An 18430-nucleotide genomic window follows, 5' to 3' on the forward strand; every position below is an offset into this window, starting at 1 on the left:
TCAAGTATTTTCTCTAGTTCTTCTCAAAGACGCTTGGTGAAATCACATTCCCATATTTACCTTCAGCCTCCAGCAGCCTCTGTCTTTGTTCACTAAGTATATTAAACAGTATCTTAGGCGTAGTAGGTATCTCTGAATATATCTTCATTATCCTATCAATCTTCTCAATAAGCTTACTGACCCTAACTGCGAATTGCTTCTCATAATTCTCAAGGCTATACTCCTTGCCTAAAACCTCCCTGAATAATCCCTTTAAGTCATTGTACCTTGGTATTAGGCCTATGGGTGTCTCCACCACGTCTAACTCACCGTGTACCCTCCTCTCCATCCAAGCTAACCATACTTTCTTATCCTCCTTACTATTCAGGAACCTACCCTGCTCATCCCTCAGGAAGTAATTAACCCCAAAGATCTTAGGTGGATTAGACGCCTCCTTACCGAACCTTAGGTAATTACTGATGTACACGCCTAGGTCAACGGATAGGAAGTCTAGGTTAGCCATGGGGTTAAACTCCCTTTCCCCAGCCTTACCAATAACTGCAGCAGTCCTCTCGGACTCAAGGGATGCGGCTATGGTTACGACTCCATGCTCCCAATTAAAGGACTCGAGAAGAGGCACTAAGGTGTCTGAATCCCTGCCACCGAATATAATGCCCTTAACCACTACACCCTTTGGGTCATCGTAGGCTGGGTCTAGGTTACTGAATGCCTTAAGTGATACTGTGAATCTTGCGTTTGGGTGGGATGGTGGTATTGGGTTACCCTTATCATCAACCTTACCCCTCCACCACTTACCAGTGTAATTAATTCCACTACTGGGTTCAGGTTCCCCCTTGCCATTCCAGTAGACGTCACCATTCTCAAGCATTAGGACATTTGAGAATATTAATTCACCCGGCTTACTCAGCACCTCGTAGATTAATGGGTCATCCACTGGGTTAATCCCCTCTATAATACCGAATACCCCAGCCTCAGGGTTAACTGCCCTAACTTCCCCATTAATGATTCTTAAGTAAGCTAAATCATCCCCAATTAATCTACCTAACATGGCTGTTGAAGTCTTACCTGACATCGAGGGAAATGCACCAGTGAAGTAAGTAACCCTGCCTCCCGGCCCATTTACACCTATTAGAAACATGTGTTCACTTAGCCAACCCTCCTCCATCGCCCTCTTGATTGTTAACCTGAGGGCAAGTTTCTTTAAACCAATGCTATTACCACCATACTGAGTGTTTACACTGTACACCGTCTCATCGGTTAAATCAATGAATATCCTCCTCTGCTTAATGTTCTTACTCTGCTTCATTTCATTTAACTCCCCCTGAGAATGAATGAACTTTAAGAAACGTGCCTCCTCTCCCTGTCTAATGAATTCATCGTAAGCTTGCCTATATAGAATATTCTCACTATGCATGACATAGTAGGAGTCGGTTACTTGAACGGCAAGTATACTGAAGGGTGATGCCTTAGGGCCAAGTGAGTAAAAACCAACAAGCATCTCCCTACCCCTCATTATACCCTTAAGCAGCGTTAACATTTCCTTAATACCCTCATCTCTATCCTTAGTCCTTATGAAGGGGAGCTTCTGATTATTAGGCAGTAGTATTGCAGTATCATCCCTAGCCCTAGCTTGATCAAGTGGACTATCAAAGTGAATAGTATGCCCCTTCAGTCTCAGGGGGATTTCCTCCCCGCTCTCAATGGCTTTCCTCCTAATGTAATCATTATCCTCAGGGCTACCAGTGGATACGAACACTGATGCTGGTTCACACACGCTAATGACCCAAGCCAGGAAGGAGTGAAGCCTACTATTCCTTATCGCCATTAATCGATTATACGACTCATCACCTATAATGCTACGTAAGTCACTTAGACCACGACCTGAGGCGCTCATAGCTGAGACTCCTTAATTTATGCTTATAAATATTGTTAATTATATAATTAGTAGATAAATGTAGTATCACCATGAATACAAGTTAATGAAAGTTAATCAATACGTAAGAGGTAATATTTGATCAGACTTTTATATAATTACGCGTTAATCTTTAATAATGACGGTATTTCACATAGCGATATCAATAGAGTACATAGATATTTCATCCTATTAATAGACTTAAGCGAATGGCGAGTAGGCTATGATGCTGAATGAAGTTTAAGTCACTTCAACAGCGTACATGCCTGGCTTAGTTATATTTAACTCCTTGGCTATGCATGATTCCTCAGGGTTAAGTATGATTATTAATCCCCTCCACTCCTCACTGAATTCAATGCCACCGCAGTTGGGGCATTGATTAACCTCATCAGGAACTATTAGCTTACACTTCCTGCATGCCTTAAATCCAGATAATGGCCTCCTCCTAGTCCTGCTCCTAGTAGCCCTACTCATTAGCATAAGGTCGCATTAGGGTTAATAAGCATTCCTAACCATGGTGAAGCCAAGATAATACTCTAAATTAGCCTAGAGATCTATTCCAAGTGACTTGGCTAGCCTCCTGAACCTCTGGTATTCCCTCAGTAGTTCAAGCCCCTTATGGGTTATGCAGAATGAGTCACCATCATACGTCACTAATCCATTACCCCTTAATTGTTGAAGCATTTGATCAAGCCTATCGTAAGCCAGATTCAATGCCATGGACATTTTAGTAGGTTTACTGCAGCCCTCAGATAAGTACTCCAGGATTTCCATTATAATCTCAACCCTACTCCTACGCCTTACCATAGTGAACAACCCTTATAACATTCACTAACAGTATGGTGGATACCACTGAGTAAACAAGCCTCTCCTCTATTAACTCAAGGAATAATGAATTAGTTACCATGAATACAAAAACCTCCATTGGGATGTTGAAGAGTAGTAGTGTGAATGCTAATGCGGTTAACATTACCAGGTTATTACCCTGAGAGAACCTTAACCAAAGCAGTATGCATATGTAGGATAATAGAATTATGCTTAATACCGATAGCGAGTGAATTATGAATATTGGGTTAGTGCGCAGAATAAGTAAGCCACCAATGAATGCGTAGAGTTCAGTGGGGAGACTTAGGGCTAGTGATATTAGTATAAGGCTGGCTAACTCCATTAACCCATCAGCAATCAACCAGGGGTATACACTGGGTGGTACATATATTAGTCTTCTGGCTGGTTCATAGTATAAGTATGCTAGAACTGATATATTTATTAAACTATTAACAAGCATGTATACCCCGAAGAGCATTATACCTATTGATAGAAGTAGCATATTCCTACTGCGTAGAATCCTTGATGCCCTATAGGCGTAGTAGGATATTAGTAAGTTAGCTATTAGTATGTAAGCCTCGTAGGCTATTATTAGGAAGTAAAGTAAGTGCCTTGTAGGCAACAGTATTGCCATTAGATCATCACCTTAAAGACCCCTCCTAAAGACCCTATATGGCACTAGTGCTTCATTATCCTGACTATAACTCCTATTAAAGTACCTTGATTCAATTAACTTAATTAACCTAACTAACCTTAATTTACCAAACATTAGTGTCTCATTGGCTGTGTTTATGATTTCATTAAGCTGATTATTGTTGAAGAGTAAATTACCATTAATCTTAATGGGTATATCCAACCTATCATCACTCTCAATCTCAATAACCACCCCCCAATCCTTAATGGATAAAATACTGCTTCTCTTAAATCCAGCATCTTTAGCCAGCTTAGATAAATCCACGGCTGATTCCATGTTTCTAGCAACAACATGAAGTATCGGCCCCCTGGTTAGTAACCATAGATTAGCACCATTATTAACAACGCTCAATACTTCACTTAAAGTAACTGGTCTATGCCATTTAGCCAGTATTTTAGCTAGACCCCTACCCTTAGCGAAGCTGAGTGAGAATGCATTAATAATCATTATCCTGCCACTGCAGCTACTGGTTGTGTAATAGTTGCTTAATGTATTGAATTCCCTTAGGAAATCAAATATGTCAAAGTCAACCTTACCCTCCTCCCCCTCCTTAATAAGCCTCTCCACGAATCTGCTCTTCCTGACCTCATAAACATCAGCCACAGTGCTTAACACACCAAGTCAACTAACCTTCACCTGCTTGCTTTAAGTTTTATTCATAATCAGTGAAAAAGCCCCTATCCCTATATGCCTCCGTTAAGCCAAGTTTAATGACTCTCTCCTCAGCCTTCCTGTATAATTCAGCGAAGGTTAAAACCTCCCTGGCTAAATAATCTAGGGGCGCTTCCTCAGGGTTGTAGACATACTTAGTCATTCTACCTCTATGATCCCTTACTATAACGTAACCCTCCACATGGCCATTACCCGGTACTTCACTTGAATCATCAGCCTTAACTAAGAAGACGTAGCCCTTAACTTCACCATTCTTAAACACTAACCTAACTAGAACCAGCGTCACGTGGAATTCCTTAAGCATGTTTATTACTACATCCCTATATCTCTCAGTCTCCTTTATTTGAGGCATCCTTTCAACTAGAACTAAGTCATCTCGATTTAAATCACTACTTAATTCACTGAGCATGGTTGTTACGGGTTTATTAACGTTAACAGTACCCATTATTAAGTATCCCTTAATAGGGTTTATAAAGAAACTGCCGAATGACGATGAATCTTCTCATTGCTGGATGGTTTTATTAATTAGGTTAGGTTTAATGCCCTGCAGCATGGTTAAGTAAGTTTATTGAAGCTTTAATGGAGTTTAATTAATGAGCCTATTAAGCCGTATTTACTTGATGGGATTAATATTAGGCATAAGATGAGTATTATAATGAATAATACTGCAGTAAGCTTAGCTAATTTAATCGCGGTTAGTAGGCTAATGGTGTCAGGTAATTCTCCATTCCCAATACTGTATTCATTAATCTTCTCCAGTCTCACGCCTAGCACTGATGATGCTGCAGCAAGAGGGTGCCCTGCATTTAAGCTCCTAGTGATTGACCTATACTTTAAGTATGTGCTTAATCTTGGTTTTCTCCCCATTAAAAACCCAGCAAGTACTATTAGTAATGCGGTTAATCTGGCTGGGGCATAATTCATGGCAGTATCCACCTTAGCTGAGAACCAGCCAATACGCCTATATGGTTCATCAGTGTAACCTAGGGCACTGTCCATGGTGTTTGATAACCTCTGAAGTAATGCACCAATCGGTCCAAATAACAGTAGGTAGAATAGGGGTGAGGTGAAGCCATCTACGAGGCTCTCAAAGAGCGATTCAACCACGGCTGAGTTAACATGCCCAATGTCAATAACCCACACGTTTCTCCTAACCAATTGCTGAGCTACACCCCTAGCCTCATTTAAGTAACCCTCATTAATAGCCTTACCGTAATCCTCAACTAAACTTAACAGTAACCTTAAGGATATGCTTAATTTAACTATGAAGCCTGCGTAAACTAGGATAATGAGTAGGAGAATGGGGTTACTTAATGGTATTGAAATAATGGGGGCACTGTAGATTAACAGGATTGGTGTGACTGATGAAAACCATACAGCCACCCCCCATAACCTCCCTGAATAAGGCCTATATAGTCTTACGGCTAACCCATAGGTTAAGTGCACTGGGTGAATTAAGTATAGTAGGCCCTTATGCATGGGGTATAGATAATCCATTATTAACGCTATTGTTAAAGTGACTAAGAGGTACGGTACCATGGCTCCTTTAATCCTCCTTAAGATTAAGTTTTTAAAATATAGCAGTAAAGGCTTCCCGTGGAGTTAAAGTCAACGAACCAGTACCTTAGGATGACTGTTAGGTTCCTTGAGAAGGCGCATAGACAGTATAATGCAGCACTCTGGGCTACGGTGGCTGACATTCTTAGTAAGCCTAGGAGAAGTAGGGTTACTGTTAATGTTGGTAAGTTAAATAGGCTACTTAATGATGGTGATGTAGTGGTTGTTCCAGGTAAGGTTCTTGGGGATGGTGAATTAAGTAAAAAGGTAACGGTGGCTGCCTGGGCCTTCTCTAAAACAGCCATTGATAAGATTAAGGCCGCTGGAGGTGAGGCGTTAAGTATCCCAGAGCTTGTTAGGAGGATGCCTAAGCCGAGTGGCGTTAAGATAATTACTTAATAATCATTGACTCCTTAAGTCTCTTAATCTCCTCATCCCTAAGCATCTTCCTCCTCGCCCCCTCCTCAAAGAGCTTCCTCTCATAATCATTAGCCGGCTGATATTGTGGAACAGGCTGAGGCTTCCCTTTATCATCAATAGCAATGTAAGTGTAGTAGGCTGTACACACCCTCTTAACGTTACCATAGGCGTCCTCAGTGGTGACGTGTATTAAAGTCTCCAAGCTAGTCTTACCAACGTAACTTATTCCTACAGCAATCTTAACAATCTCGCCGGTTCTTATTGGTGAATAAAATACTGTATCATCAATTGACCCAGTTACCACCACTGACTTAGCGTATTCACTAGCCAGGGATGCAGCAATATTATCAATCCAGGCGAGTAATCTGCCTGCGGAAACCATGTTAGACATGAAGGCGTCCTGAGGGGTAACCCATCTGTTTGACTCAACCCTCCACCTAAGATTCTCCGTTGGATCATTAACATTATACCTCTCCTCACGCCTATTCACTATCTTACTCTTCCTAGCCTCATACCTACTCCTGGCATTATTATAAATCATTAATTCATCCGGATTAGGCTTAAGTTCATTCCTAATTAACCTAGGCTGCCCATAATCATCAACAGCAACGTATGCCGCCGTGGTCATGGTCATAATTACTTGATCACCACCATGGCGTCTAACAGCCTCAATGTAAGTCTCCATTGATGACCTACCCACGTACTCAACCCTAGCCTTAAGTGTGATTGAATCACCAATGAAGGCTGGGGCTAGGAAGAAGTGCCTATCCATGTAAGCCAACACGGTTGGTCCCCGGGAAAACTTAACAGTGGCCACTGTACCAACGTTAGCAATCCACTCCAGTATCCTACCACCGAATAACCTACCAATAGAATTAGCGTCAAATGGTTGAACCATTTCAAGGAGAGTAACCTCAGTATCTCTAATGCTGACCATACTTATGTAGTATTTCATAAGCCTTAATAAATAATTCGCCCATTAAATCACGCACCGCCGCACGGGGGGCCGCCATCCTAGACCACTAGACCACGGCCGCTGAATTAAGGCTGATCCCTTGGTTTATTAGCTTTTCCTCATGAATGCATTTTTCAGTTTCCCGGAATTAAAGCTTAATTAGTTAAGCTGTGCTAAAGGGAATTTAGGGAATGCAGGAGCAGCCGTTGATGAGCCACATCGTGGAGTTAATCAGTAGGTTGAGGAAGGCACTGTACACCATATTAATCTCATTCATCCTCGTCTTCGCATTTAAATACAGCATCATTAGGATTGATCCACCCGGCATACTGATTATTGTGCCGACACCCTCCATAGATGATTCACTCTCAGTATCAGTAATAAACTTCTTCATTCACGCAACAGTACCTAAGGGTGTTGAGATAATAACCATATCCCCCTTTGACCCATTACTGGCTGCAGCTCAAATATCACTCTTCCTGGCGGTAATAATCGCCTTACCAATAATTCTATGGGAGGTATGGGCCTTCATATCACCCGGTCTCTATAGTCATGAAAAACGCATGCTTAAGATCTCGGTACTACCTGCAATGGTTCTCTTCGCATTAGGCGCCTTATTCGCATACACCATTATAATACCTGTAATATTCAAGTTCTTCCTATTCTACGCCAAGGCCCTTAACGTTGAACCGACGATAAGCCTAAGATCCTTTGTGCAAACCATACTAGCCCTAATGCTCTCAATGGGCTTAGCCTTCCAGACACCGTTAATAATGACTATATTAACCAGGTTCAGGATTGTTAAGGCATCAACCTGGAGACAGTACTGGCGTTGGGGAGTCTTAGCTAGCTTCCTATTCGCATTAATAATTTCCCCAGGAACAACCGGTGGGGTAATTGAGACTACAATTGGGTTAACCATGTCGGCACTATACATAGTAGGCATGTTAACTTCAATGGTAGTAGAGAGGAGGCAACCCCATGTTGAGAAAGCTTCCTAAACCTTAATGATTAAGCTTAATAACCACCTCTAAGTCATTAACTAAGTGATGAGACCTTAACCGAATGAGACTGGTGATTAAGAACCCATGCTTACTGATTACTGCATAAGCATAGGCTTAATTAATACTAAATATTTAATAATCTTAGCGTTTTCACTGAAGTATGGCTAAGCTACTATTGATAAGTGACCTACATAAGACAATTGAACCTGGGGAATATGAGGCCGTTAACTGGTTAATTGGAATCATTGATGATGTTAAGCCTGATGCATTAATATCAGCAGGTGATTGGGGTGAGTACTTGACTCAAGATGACTTATACGCTGTTATTAGTAGAGTACCCTTAATCACGGTTTACGGGAATCATGAGAACTTCGGCTTAATTAAGCATTACGCCATTGGTGATGGTGCAATCCGCAGAATACATGGGTTAACCCTCAGTGGTATTAATGGGTTAATAAGTCAAAGCGATGGTGAATACACCATTGGGTTTAATAGGTTCATGAGGGTAATTGATAGGATTAGGAGGAAGGTTAATTCCCTTGACCTACTCATAATGCATCAGCCACTCTACCTACCTGACCAATACCCATGGATGAAGAATGATGAATACAGTGCAATGGCCCTAGAAGCTGCTAGGCTTCTTAAACCAAGGCTACTGCTTAACGGACACATGACTGGTGAATGCTATAATTACGGTAAGTATGAGTGGGGGAATTACCTTAGAGTTGATTCATCCCAAAGGTTCAAGTGCTATGCAGTACTCAACACTAATGACATGAGCATTAGAGTTTTTAGAGACGGTAATGAGGAGTACACGTTTAATGCCTAAGATTAATTACCTAATTAGGTGCTTAACCCATTTCACGCACCAAGCATGTTAAAGTGTTAAGGAAATTAAACTAGGCATCCTAAGGAAAAGCATAAAAACCATTTACGCTAATAAGAGTAACAGGCCCCGGTAGCTCAGCCTGGGAGAGCACCCGGCTGAAGACCGGGGGGTCCCGGGTTCAAGTCCCGGCCGGGGCACCATTAAATAGGAATATAGCATTTACCACACTACACAGTCAAGGGTTCACCAATGCTTAGTGGCTTCAAGAAAGCCCCACCTGCATAAAACGCCTCAGCAATATCGATAATCAACCTACTGAGGTCCAAGGCACCCTTAAAGGTAATATGCACAGTAAGGTCTCAGTCACTATTCTATAATTACCTCTAACCCTAGAACCAAAGATAGACACACAAGTCTCCTAAACACACCATTTAATAATTCACCCAGTGCATGAGGTATAGGTCAATTTAAGCTTGGCCAAGTAACCACGAACCCTAATCTTCAACTTACTTCCCTTAATAATCTTAACGATGGTTCACCTAATCTAATTACTGCATAACTTATTTGGATGCAAGGAAGCAACTTAAATTAATGCTGCAGTTACGTAAAGTCCATGTCCATGGTGTTCATTATTCTAGTCTAACTTAGCATATTAATATTTAAATGATCTGCTTCTAAGCATTAGCATTTCAACTATTAAATCCTTTGCGGCATCATTAACCCATGGTGGAATGTTAATTAAGGCATCTGCTTCAGCTAGGGTGGATGTGAATGAACTACCTGTTATCTTCAATGGTTTAACAATATAACCATTATTATCCACCTCCACCTTAGCTCTTACCTGTCTCCAAAGACCCCTACCTGGTTCAGTTGATTCAAGTAACCTGCCATAGGCCTTGGGTAAAGGCACTGTGCTCACAATGCTTAACATGTTTCTTACAAATGGTTCTATTAATAGGCTTAAGGCATTTAATGCGCTTATTGGGTGTCCACTTACACCAAAGGCTACATGACAGTCATCGAATACTGCAACGGTGGATGGTCTACCTGGTCTCATTTTAATACCTCTAACGTAGTACTTGGGTTTCAATGCTGTTAAGGTATCATGCACGTAATCAATACCACTTGGTCTGGTTCCACCAGTGATTACTATAATGTTTGATTTCCTTAACCCATCGGTAACTGAACTTAGTATTTCATCGTAAGAATCATTAATAATGATATGCTTTAATACTGTTACATAAGGCATGTAATTGCTCATAAACCATTCAATTAATAAACCAGTGCTCTCAATAACCTTACCCGTCATGAATTCATTTAAAGCCCCCTCAGGGGTTCTTGGTTTAACCAACTCACTGCCCGTTGAAATTATAGTAACCTTAAGTCTATTATAGAATTGAGCCTTAAAGACCCCTGTCTCAAGTAGTGCGGAAAGTATGTAAGGTGTTAATACTGTGCCTTTACTGACAAGTAATTGACCCTTCTTGGCGTATGAACCAGGTTCATCAATGTTATCGCCTGTTGAATATGCCTTATTAATTATTACTGAATCACCATTAACAGTAGCATCCTCCTCAGGTACAACAACATCAGCTCCTTTAGGTAAGTAGGCTCCAGTGGTCACATAATACGTCTCCCCTACTCTCAATTCACGGTTAGGTAATTGACCTATTAGTATTGAGCCAACTAACTTAAATACACCAGGTGTTTCACCTGCCTTAACCGCAAACCCATCGTAGACAGCCTTAGGCATAATAGGTGTATCAAACGGTGCAATAATGTCATTAGCTAAAACTAAACCCACAGCATCCCATAGTGCCATTTCACTAACCTCAGGATTACACCTAGGTGCATTACTCAATACTTCGTTTAAATCATGTAACGTAATATACTTATCTTCATGAAGTCTCATTAAGCATGATAAATTCACCTTTAGTTTTTAAACCCATTGCGAATGATTTTTTCTCAATAATGGATAGTCGCATCTATGCGCTAATACTTTATCAAGTACTTTGATTCTAGAATATAATATTTCTTTATTATCTTAATATCTTACTGGTGCGGGGGGTGGGATTTGAACCCACGCAGGCCTACGCCAACGGATCTTAAGTCCGCCCCCTTTGACCAGGCTCGGGCACCCCCGCCATTAGGTAATGCACTATTGGGCTTTTAAGGTTTTCTCATTATTATCTGGGTCTACTTCCTTAAACTTAATACCATGGGATGCCGCATCTCAGTTAAGTCAAGTTGAGTGACTAATCTTTAAGTATTAGGATTATGAGCCCAATTGTTTTAATTAAATCACCTATTAATGAGATGTAAGTATTCTTAATCAGTATTAAGGGTAAACCCACGGTAAATATAACGGCACCCCAGAAGAACACGTGTGCTGCTGGTTTATTGAAGTCAAGTAATCTTAAGTAAAGGGATACACCAGCTATGGGTTCTAGGAAGTAGCCTAAGACTATTAATTCGGCACCAAGCATCTTATGTTCAGTAAGCAGTATTAAACCCATTAATGTTACTATCAATGCTAATACACCGGCATACTTCATTAACTGCCTAATCTTTAAGGCGGCTAAAACATAGGATACGTAGGCTGCAATTCCCATGACCCAAAGCATCCACATTACTACTAAAACCCATAGGTAAAACACTGCTTGTATCCCATGAATCATTATTCCTAAGAGAACCAGTAGTATTAAGACTCCTGCAATTAGGCTTATTGTGTTACCTAAACGTAAATACCTAACCGACACACCCCAGTGATCTCACCTGACTTTATAATAATTTATTAATCCATGAAATATTCAGTATAATAATCATAGTTTCATTATTGAGCTGGAAAAAAGCCCTGGGTATTGGTGATCGGCGCCGTATACTTGACCGGGCTATACTACCGGGGCTAACACCCACTATGTGCTTGGCTTAAATAAGCTTTCCGCAATGTAATGCTTAATAGGGTTTAGGTTCAGCATCCTCATGGTTATCATTTACCTGGTTAGGCATGGTGAATCAACGCTTAATAGAGAGGGGGTGTTGCAGAGTAGGGACATTAACGTGGGTTCATTAACAGAGAGGGGTAGGTTGGAGGCGTTATGCGCTGCAAGGTTTCTTAAGAATATGGCTAAGGGTGTGGGGAGGATTATTTCATCCCCACTTCTTAGGGCTAGGGAAACCGCCAGTATTATTGCTAATGAAATTAAGGCTGAGTTGATTATTGATGAAAGGGTTAGGGAAGTTAATATGGGTGAGTGGGAGATGATGAGGATCAGTGATATAGGGCCTGAATTCCTAAAATACTCAAGGGATCCCCTTAAACACCCACCACCTGGCGGTGAGAATGCTGAGGCGGTGTTAGGTAGGGTAATTAATATGATTAATGAGTTAATGGAGGATACTGTGGTGGTTTCCCACTACCAACCCATAGCCTCATTAATAACTCACGTTATTGGTTCAAGCCAAAGCAACATTTATAGGATCAGGATTGATACTGGTTCTGTGTCAGCGGTTTTTAGGGATGACGAGTGGGGTGATTGGAGGGTCTTATTTGTAAACATTAAGCCATTTAATTTTCTAAACTGCAAATGAATTATTCTATTTTTAGCAATTGAAAATACTATATTATATTTATAAGGGTATTATTAATTAAAGATAATGCTTTTAAATTAGTTAAAAATAATAGACGTATGGCCATTGAGTATGTATGCCGCTGGTGCGGTTTCATACTATATAAGGGTGATAAACCTAAGAGCGCTGAAGACGTGGCTAGGTACTGGGGTGGTAAGTGCCCAAGATGCTTAAGCCCCATATCTAAAATACCCCATAAGATTGAAGTATTACCTGTTAGGAAGGCAAACCAAATTGGTGAGGTTTAAAACACTAATTAATGTAACCCTTAATTATGATTAAAATAGCCTTAATAGGGTTTGGTAATGTTGGGAAATCCTTCGCAAGGGTATTAATCAATAGGGCCACTGAATTAACTAAGCTGGGGCTAGAACCCTGCGTAATAGGTGTACTTGCATCAAGGGGTGGTTTAATTAATGATAACTGCATAGGTGGTGGAACACTCATGGACTTAGTTAATAAAGGCCTATATAATGCGCCTGGCTTTAAGGCAGTTAATTTAAGGGACTTAATTAAACTTAAACCAGACATCGCAGTAGTATCAATACCACCAAGTTACCGCACTGGTGAACCGAATCTAACAATATATAGGTTATTGATAAGTGAAGGCGTATCAGTTATTACCGCTGATAAAACAGGATTAGCCTTAGCCTACTGGGAATTAATCAATGAGTCAAGGGCTAGGGGAGTCTTCCTAGGCTTCACGGCTACGGTTATGGCTGGTACGCCGGTGATTCAACTGATTAAGGGATTAAGGGGTAGGGTTGTTGAAAGCATTGAAGGTGTTTTAAACGCTACGTCAAATTACGTCCTAACCCTTGTGGAGAATGGATTAACCATGAGTGAAGCCGTTAAGAAGGCTATTGAGGAGAAGATCGCTGAACCAGACCCAGCAATAGACCTAGGTGGCTTAGACGCTGCCGCTAAGGCAACCATACTTGCTAATGTGCTGGGCCTTAATGTGAGCTTAAGGGATGTTAATGTTCAATCATTAATGAGCCTTAAGGATGATTACATTAAGGAATGCGCAAGGAGGGGTGTTAGGGTTAAGCAAGTTGCCTCAATAAGCTTAACCAGCAGGGTATTAAGCGTTAAGCCAATGGAGGTTCCAACAGGTAGTGTGCTTGGCTCCATTACAGGTAACTACAATGCCTTAGTAATTAGGCTTAATGATGGGAAGGAAATAACGGTAATAGGCCCAACAGGCCCGGCTGAGGCAACAGCCGAGGTAATGTTCAGTGATTTACTTGAATACGCCGACTTATTACTAACCATGGGAAAGCGTATTAAGGGTTAAGCCTATTAAGGCAGTTGAGTGATGTGGATCTCGAGTCCTGAGTGAGTGAAGAAGGCTCGCATGGCTGATTTTTAAGGTTCACCAAGGCTCATTCTTAAGACCAAGTAAGTATGCACCAGCATTAGTGGCTAAGTGAATCGGGGGAGTTATTAACACTGCGGTTACAGCCACTGGTAGTGGTAATAGGCTTGGGTCAATTAAGTAGAGTGAGAGTAGGGAGGCTAGGAGGAAGTCAAGTTGATCAAGTAATGGGGCTGGTTCACCCCTCCTTAACCCAAGCCTCCTCTTAATGAAGGCACCCAACATATCGCCTAAAAGCGCAGCCACAGACATTATGAAGGAGTCAAGCATTGTAGGGTACTTGAGTATTGGTGCTGTTAATGAACCAATAATGTAGACTACAAGGTAACCACCCAGTGTCCCTAAGGTAACACCCATTATGAATCCCTCATAGGTTTTACCATCCCCCAGAATCCTCCTACCATCCTTAAGGGATTTATTAAAGTCAATGGGGTGAAGCCTACCCCTGAAAACCCTCTTAGCTAGAACAGGGGTTGCATTAGCCACGTAGGGTGGCCATATTATGAGTAATGCTTGAGCAATCAATAATCCAATATTCATGCTAATCCATCGGCCTCTCATGGAATGTAGATAAGTGAGCTAAGGCCGATGACCTATACTTAAACACTCTACCACAGGCCAGGCAAACCCAAAGCATTACACTACCCTTCCTGAAGCCCGCAATCATATGCTCCTTCATATGCCTCATGGCCTGTCCCTCACCCTGAACCTTAGCCTGACAAATATCACAGGTGTAATTCCTTCCACCAACCTTAAGATGCCTCCTCATGTGTGTTACAATGGATTCAATAGGCACCTTCTGCCCACACTTAGGACAAGTCACCTCAATGGGCTGAGATACCACAGTGTAGTCAAGCTTCAATCCCTTAACATCACCCATGTAGTTGCATATAGGGCAAACCACCACCTTTAAAGGTGCATAAGCCGCCTCAGCCATGATTCACCATTTGCCCTCGACCTTTTTAAGCATTAAACCCCACAGCCAACCCTAGGGATCCTGCTCCTAATTAATATAGTTGCAGCTATAGCCCATGCATCAATTATTACTATACCGTAAGTCTCAAGAATAGCGGTTGAAGGCCATTTAATTAACAGAGCCGGTATGGGGGCTATTAAGCCAAGTAGCAGCAGTGGGATACCGTAATTAAGTCTCCTCCCCACTATTAGGCCAATGCTCCAAGTCACAACAGCTAAATCCATTTGAGTGAAGAACCATTCAGAAACAAAGGTGTGGGGATAGGTTCCCTCATGAAAAATACCTATTAGCGCGAGGAAGATTGAGGCAATGGTGACGAATGATGACCCCATTGCCTCAACCTTATTTTCAGAAACAAACAGTAAGTAGAGTGAGAACAACAGCATTAAGGTGGCCGTTAAGACTAAGCCGTAGTTATATAGCCAGTAGTAATTAGCGTGGGGATTACCTAAATCACTTAAGGCATTACTAAACATGTTGAACCAGGGATTAAGACTAATGCTAGTTAATATTATTACCCAAGCCAATACTGCAGCTGCAATACCCATGTATGTTAAGATTTTACTCACTAAAGCCATATAAGCCTACTATAGCTTTATGCTTAAAAGTATTAATGAGTCAATGCATTAATGAAATATAAGAAGACCCCCTTAAACGCCACTAAACTGGAGACTCGGAACTCAGACCTACCATGAATAATAAGCCTCGGGTACATCACTACGGTACTTCAACGAGGACCCAAAGCTTAAATAGCCACACTTCAGGTAAGCCAACAATAGGGGCCGTAGTCTAGCCTGGCTAGGATGCCGGCCTGGGGGGCCACCCCCGTATTGAAATTGACCCGGTGCGCCGGTGATCCCGGGTTCAAGTCCCGGCGGCCCCACCAATTATTGATCCCGGTAATGGTTCAGTTTCAAGCATGTTCCTACATTGATTAATCGCAGTCTTTAAATAAGCTTGCTTCATGGGTAGCGTATGTTTGAGGTTGAGGTTAAGTTTAGGGTAAGTGATGTGAATGATATTGTGGGTAAGTTAAGGAGTTTCGCCACCTACGTGGGTAACGATGTTGAGGAGGATCATTACTTTAATCATCCCTGCAGGGATTTTGCAACTACTGATGAGGCTATTAGGGTTAGGTTATATGGGTCAGGTAAAGTAACTGTTACGTATAAGGGACCTAGATTAAGTGGTGAGGGTAAGGTTAGGGTTGAGTATAATATTGATGTTGACTCAGCCAGCAATACCATAGGGGTCTTGAAGGCGCTTGGCTTTAGGGAGATTGCGGTTATTAGGAAGGAGAGAGCTGAGTACACTTACGGTAATTACACAATCTACGTGGATAAGGTTAATGAACTAGGGGACTTCCTTGAAATCGAAACCCTAACTAATGATCAAGGCATGGTAGGTGAATTAGTGAAGAATATTATGGGTTTTGCACGGAGGAACCTTGGTATTAAGGAAGATTCCGTGGAGCCTAAAACATACCTGGAACTTATTCTAAGTAAGGGGCAAGCGAGGGGGAATGAATAGGAATGTTAAGGCTCTTGTGGCTTCAAGGATTATTAGAAGCTTCTCCTTCGGGTACTTATCATTCATAATACCTCTTTACCTGAAGTCCATAGGCTTCAACCCAGTGTTAATAGGGTTATACTTCATGATTAATGCAATCTCCTCATCACTACTAGTATTGGCGGCTGGTTTCCTAGGGGATCTTTATGGTAGGAGGGATACACTCATAGCTATGTCATCCTTATTCACAGCATCAATGCTGGTTTATAGTACTACGGTAAATAGGTTAGCGATATTCGCAACCTCAATACTAGGCACCACAGGGGGTGGTGGCCCTGGGGGAGGCGCTGGTGGTGGCCCAGTTACACCGCTTCAAACCTCATTACTAGCTGATAATACGAGTCCAGTTGAAAGAACTAGGGTTTATAGCATAACCACTGCCGCATCAACTGCATCATCACTGGCTGGTGCAGCGTCATCATACCTATTCCTCAGTATGGGTTTAGGGGACTTATTCCTATTTAGGTTATCCGCGGTGCTTAGTGCATTATCCCTACTGGTCTTATTAATGGTGAGTAGGGATAAGGGGAGGATTAGGGTTGATTCAATAAGTCAAATAATCCCAAGAAGATCAAGTGGCTCAGTGGTTAAGATTGCGATTGCCGGTTCCTTGGGTAGCCTTGGATTAGGTATGGTTACTCCGCTTCTTCCACTCTGGTTTAAGCTTTACCTGCACGCCACTGAGCTTGACGTAAACATGATTTACATGGCATCATACTTAGTTTCAATGGTTTCCACACTGCTGGCTGATAGGGTGGAGAGAGTGATGGGTAGGGTTAAGGCTATATCAGTGCTTAGGGCTGTTTCAGTGGGCTTATTCATAGTAATGGCGGTAACACCCAGTTTAATAATAGATTCGGTACTTTACATAATTAGGGTGGCGCTTTACATGGTTACCATACCCATGAGGCAGTCCTTATCCATGGAGGTTATAACCAGTGATGAGAGGGCTAGGGGATTATCCATAACCGGCTTAGCCAGGAGGCTACCCTATAGTTTAGGTAGTTTCATAGCTGGTGTAATGATGAATTCAGCATTATTCGCATTATCAATGATAACCGGAGGCTTAGTATCAATGCTTGATCCACTGCTTTACTACATATTCTTTAGGTCACTTGGAGTGAGGAGTAGGGATCGTGTTAATGATTAATGAACCGGTTCAAACCCTGCGTTAAGGTACGTGGATTTACTTAAGCATTCTAGCCACAGCCTCCTCAATTCTCTCCCCGGGCTTAACTAGGTTCATTAATTCACTGATGCTGCCTTCCCAAATTAATCTACCCCTATTAATCATGATTACCCTATTAGCTAACCTCTCAGCAACAGTCATTATGTGGGTGGATATTAACATAGTGGTGCCGTTCCTCCTCATGCTTAATAATAATTCAATAACGTTCTCCTGGGTTGGAATATCAAGGTAATTTAAGGGTTCATCAAGGAGGAGTACCTTAGGCCTATGAATAATAGCCATGGCTAAGGCAACCCTCTGCCTATTACCCCTTGATAATGATGCTGGTTGAGCATTCATTAAACCATCTAAGCCTAGGGCTTGGGAAACCCACTCCACAGCATCCTTAACATTACTTAACCCCCTCACTAAACCCACGTACTCTAGGTTCTCCCTAACCGTTAAGTTCATGAATGGTGCAGCATCCTCAGGTAGGTAACCTAGGCAGGCCTTAGTTAACCTAGGTTCCTTAATAGTATTAAAACCACATACCCTAACTATTCCTGAGTCTGGTTTAAGGAGCCCTGCAATAATCCTCATTGTGGTTGTCTTACCAGCCCCATTTGGCCCAAGGAGGGCTGCTGAATCACTACACTCCACGCCGAATGATAATCCATCCAGGGCCCTTACCCCATTAAAGGACTTCACTAAGCCCTCAACATCTATGCACTTCACAGGCAGTACTCATGAGTATTGTTAAATACTTACCGCGCGGCATGGGGAATGCTTAATTTACCCCCAATACCCCTATCCCCTAGTGATGAGCACGCTGGTATATGAT

The 18430-nt window shown here is 41.9% G+C and carries 22 protein-coding genes and 3 tRNA genes; 10 read left to right on the forward strand and 15 right to left on the reverse strand.

What is annotated here, in order from left to right; genetic code table 11:
* Positions 1–13: 13 nt before the first annotated feature.
* The 7 genes from CMAQ_RS03640 to CMAQ_RS03670 all read right to left on the reverse strand — a co-directional run bounded on the left by CMAQ_RS03640 (position 14) and on the right by CMAQ_RS03670 (position 5642).
* Positions 14–1894: a phosphoenolpyruvate carboxykinase (GTP) gene (locus tag CMAQ_RS03640; RefSeq protein WP_012185772.1), complete on the reverse strand. Its 1881-nt coding sequence runs from the start codon at positions 1892–1894 to the stop codon at positions 14–16.
* A 258-nt stretch (positions 1895–2152) separates the two neighbouring features.
* Positions 2153–2386 carry a transcription elongation factor subunit Spt4 gene (gene spt4 / locus CMAQ_RS03645; protein ID WP_048062657.1) on the reverse strand — a complete coding sequence of 78 codons (234 nt, stop codon included), beginning with the start codon at positions 2384–2386 and terminating at the stop codon, positions 2153–2155.
* A gap of 72 nt (positions 2387–2458) precedes the next feature.
* Positions 2459–2719 (reverse strand): winged helix-turn-helix domain-containing protein, encoded by a 261-nt coding sequence (locus CMAQ_RS03650; RefSeq protein ID WP_012185774.1) that lies wholly within the window; start codon positions 2717–2719, stop codon positions 2459–2461.
* A complete protein-coding gene (locus CMAQ_RS03655) occupies positions 2706–3371 on the reverse strand; it encodes a hypothetical protein (protein WP_012185775.1) in 666 nt (221 codons plus the stop codon). The genes CMAQ_RS03650 and CMAQ_RS03655 overlap by 14 nt, the downstream gene beginning before the upstream one ends.
* Before the next feature lie 12 nt (positions 3372–3383).
* On the reverse strand, positions 3384–4046 hold the full coding sequence (locus tag CMAQ_RS03660) for a tRNA(Phe) 7-((3-amino-3-carboxypropyl)-4-demethylwyosine(37)-N(4))-methyltransferase (RefSeq protein WP_012185776.1): 663 nt from the start codon (positions 4044–4046) through the stop codon (positions 3384–3386).
* A gap of 37 nt (positions 4047–4083) precedes the next feature.
* Positions 4084–4548 (reverse strand): hypothetical protein, encoded by a 465-nt coding sequence (locus tag CMAQ_RS03665; protein ID WP_012185777.1) that lies wholly within the window; start codon positions 4546–4548, stop codon positions 4084–4086.
* Positions 4549–4679: 131 nt separating this feature from the next.
* Positions 4680–5642, reverse strand: a complete 963-nt coding sequence (locus tag CMAQ_RS03670) for a cobalamin biosynthesis protein (protein ID WP_012185778.1) — start codon at positions 5640–5642, stop codon at positions 4680–4682.
* A gap of 57 nt (positions 5643–5699) precedes the next feature.
* On the opposite strand from CMAQ_RS03670, the gene CMAQ_RS03675 reads away from it, so the two are divergent.
* The gene (locus tag CMAQ_RS03675) at positions 5700–6059 is read left to right on the forward strand and encodes a 50S ribosomal protein L18e (RefSeq protein WP_012185779.1); all 360 of its coding nucleotides are present in this window, start codon (positions 5700–5702) and stop codon (positions 6057–6059) included.
* Here CMAQ_RS03675 and CMAQ_RS03680 read toward each other — a convergent pair.
* Positions 6052–7017: an acyl-CoA thioesterase gene (locus tag CMAQ_RS03680; RefSeq protein WP_156769828.1), complete on the reverse strand. Its 966-nt coding sequence runs from the start codon at positions 7015–7017 to the stop codon at positions 6052–6054. The two genes, CMAQ_RS03675 and CMAQ_RS03680, sit on opposite strands and share 8 nt — an antisense overlap.
* 209 nt (positions 7018–7226) lie before the next feature.
* Here CMAQ_RS03680 and tatC point away from each other — a divergent pair, with 209 nt between their 5' ends.
* The 3 genes from tatC to CMAQ_RS03695 all read left to right on the forward strand — a co-directional run bounded on the left by tatC (position 7227) and on the right by CMAQ_RS03695 (position 9068).
* On the forward strand, positions 7227–8036 hold the full coding sequence (tatC, locus tag CMAQ_RS03685) for a twin-arginine translocase subunit TatC (RefSeq protein WP_012185781.1): 810 nt from the start codon (positions 7227–7229) through the stop codon (positions 8034–8036).
* Between the two features lie 163 nt (positions 8037–8199).
* Complete coding sequence (locus CMAQ_RS03690) at positions 8200–8868, forward strand: metallophosphoesterase family protein (RefSeq protein WP_012185782.1); 669 nt, start codon at positions 8200–8202, stop codon at positions 8866–8868.
* A 123-nt stretch (positions 8869–8991) separates the two neighbouring features.
* Positions 8992–9068 (forward strand) — tRNA-Phe (locus tag CMAQ_RS03695).
* Between the two features lie 452 nt (positions 9069–9520).
* Here CMAQ_RS03695 and CMAQ_RS03700 read toward each other — a convergent pair.
* The 3 genes from CMAQ_RS03700 to CMAQ_RS03710 form a co-directional block, all read right to left on the reverse strand.
* Complete coding sequence (locus tag CMAQ_RS03700) at positions 9521–10780, reverse strand: molybdopterin molybdotransferase MoeA (protein ID WP_012185783.1); 1260 nt, start codon at positions 10778–10780, stop codon at positions 9521–9523.
* A gap of 144 nt (positions 10781–10924) precedes the next feature.
* A tRNA-Leu gene (locus tag CMAQ_RS03705) sits at positions 10925–11012 on the reverse strand.
* A gap of 111 nt (positions 11013–11123) precedes the next feature.
* On the reverse strand, positions 11124–11627 hold the full coding sequence (locus CMAQ_RS03710) for a hypothetical protein (RefSeq protein ID WP_012185784.1): 504 nt from the start codon (positions 11625–11627) through the stop codon (positions 11124–11126).
* Positions 11628–11850: 223 nt separating this feature from the next.
* Here CMAQ_RS03710 and CMAQ_RS03715 point away from each other — a divergent pair, with 223 nt between their 5' ends.
* From CMAQ_RS03715 to CMAQ_RS03725, 3 genes are all read left to right on the forward strand, one after another.
* Entirely contained in the window at positions 11851–12459 is a 609-nt protein-coding gene (locus CMAQ_RS03715; protein WP_012185785.1) for a histidine phosphatase family protein, read from the forward strand.
* Positions 12460–12557: 98 nt separating this feature from the next.
* Positions 12558–12746, forward strand: a complete 189-nt coding sequence (locus CMAQ_RS03720; protein ID WP_012185786.1) for a hypothetical protein — start codon at positions 12558–12560, stop codon at positions 12744–12746.
* A 26-nt stretch (positions 12747–12772) separates the two neighbouring features.
* Positions 12773–13795, forward strand: coding sequence for a homoserine dehydrogenase (locus CMAQ_RS03725; protein WP_012185787.1), 1023 nt, complete (start codon positions 12773–12775; stop codon positions 13793–13795).
* A gap of 78 nt (positions 13796–13873) precedes the next feature.
* On the opposite strand, the gene CMAQ_RS03730 is transcribed toward CMAQ_RS03725, so the two are convergent.
* Genes CMAQ_RS03730 through CMAQ_RS03740 form a run of 3 tightly spaced genes read right to left on the reverse strand, consistent with a single transcriptional unit; the run spans position 13874 to position 15430 of the window.
* The gene (locus CMAQ_RS03730; RefSeq protein WP_048062658.1) at positions 13874–14416 is read right to left on the reverse strand and encodes a CDP-2,3-bis-(O-geranylgeranyl)-sn-glycerol synthase; all 543 of its coding nucleotides are present in this window, start codon (positions 14414–14416) and stop codon (positions 13874–13876) included.
* Position 14417: 1 nt separating this feature from the next.
* Entirely contained in the window at positions 14418–14813 is a 396-nt protein-coding gene (locus tag CMAQ_RS03735) for a zinc finger C2H2-type domain-containing protein (protein WP_012185789.1), read from the reverse strand.
* Positions 14814–14845: 32 nt separating this feature from the next.
* The gene (locus CMAQ_RS03740; RefSeq protein ID WP_012185790.1) at positions 14846–15430 is read right to left on the reverse strand and encodes a DUF998 domain-containing protein; all 585 of its coding nucleotides are present in this window, start codon (positions 15428–15430) and stop codon (positions 14846–14848) included.
* 200 nt (positions 15431–15630) lie between these two features.
* Between CMAQ_RS03740 and CMAQ_RS03745 the strand changes: the two genes are divergently transcribed.
* The 3 genes from CMAQ_RS03745 (at position 15631) to CMAQ_RS03755 (ending at position 17571) form a co-directional block, all read left to right on the forward strand.
* Positions 15631–15738 (forward strand) — tRNA-Pro (locus CMAQ_RS03745).
* Between the two features lie 89 nt (positions 15739–15827).
* Positions 15828–16382, forward strand: coding sequence for a class IV adenylate cyclase (gene cyaB, locus CMAQ_RS03750; RefSeq protein ID WP_012185791.1), 555 nt, complete (start codon positions 15828–15830; stop codon positions 16380–16382).
* Positions 16375–17571 (forward strand): MFS transporter, encoded by a 1197-nt coding sequence (locus CMAQ_RS03755; protein WP_012185792.1) that lies wholly within the window; start codon positions 16375–16377, stop codon positions 17569–17571. The genes cyaB and CMAQ_RS03755 overlap by 8 nt, the downstream gene beginning before the upstream one ends.
* Before the next feature lie 36 nt (positions 17572–17607).
* Here the strand turns inward: CMAQ_RS03755 and CMAQ_RS03760 are convergent, their stop codons facing one another.
* Positions 17608–18324 carry an ABC transporter ATP-binding protein gene (locus CMAQ_RS03760; protein WP_012185793.1) on the reverse strand — a complete coding sequence of 239 codons (717 nt, stop codon included), beginning with the start codon at positions 18322–18324 and terminating at the stop codon, positions 17608–17610.
* Positions 18325–18430: the final 106 nt, after the last annotated feature.

The sequence above is a fragment of the Caldivirga maquilingensis IC-167 genome (assembly GCF_000018305.1).
In the GTDB taxonomy this organism is placed as follows: Archaea; Thermoproteota; Thermoprotei; order Thermoproteales; family Thermocladiaceae; genus Caldivirga; species Caldivirga maquilingensis.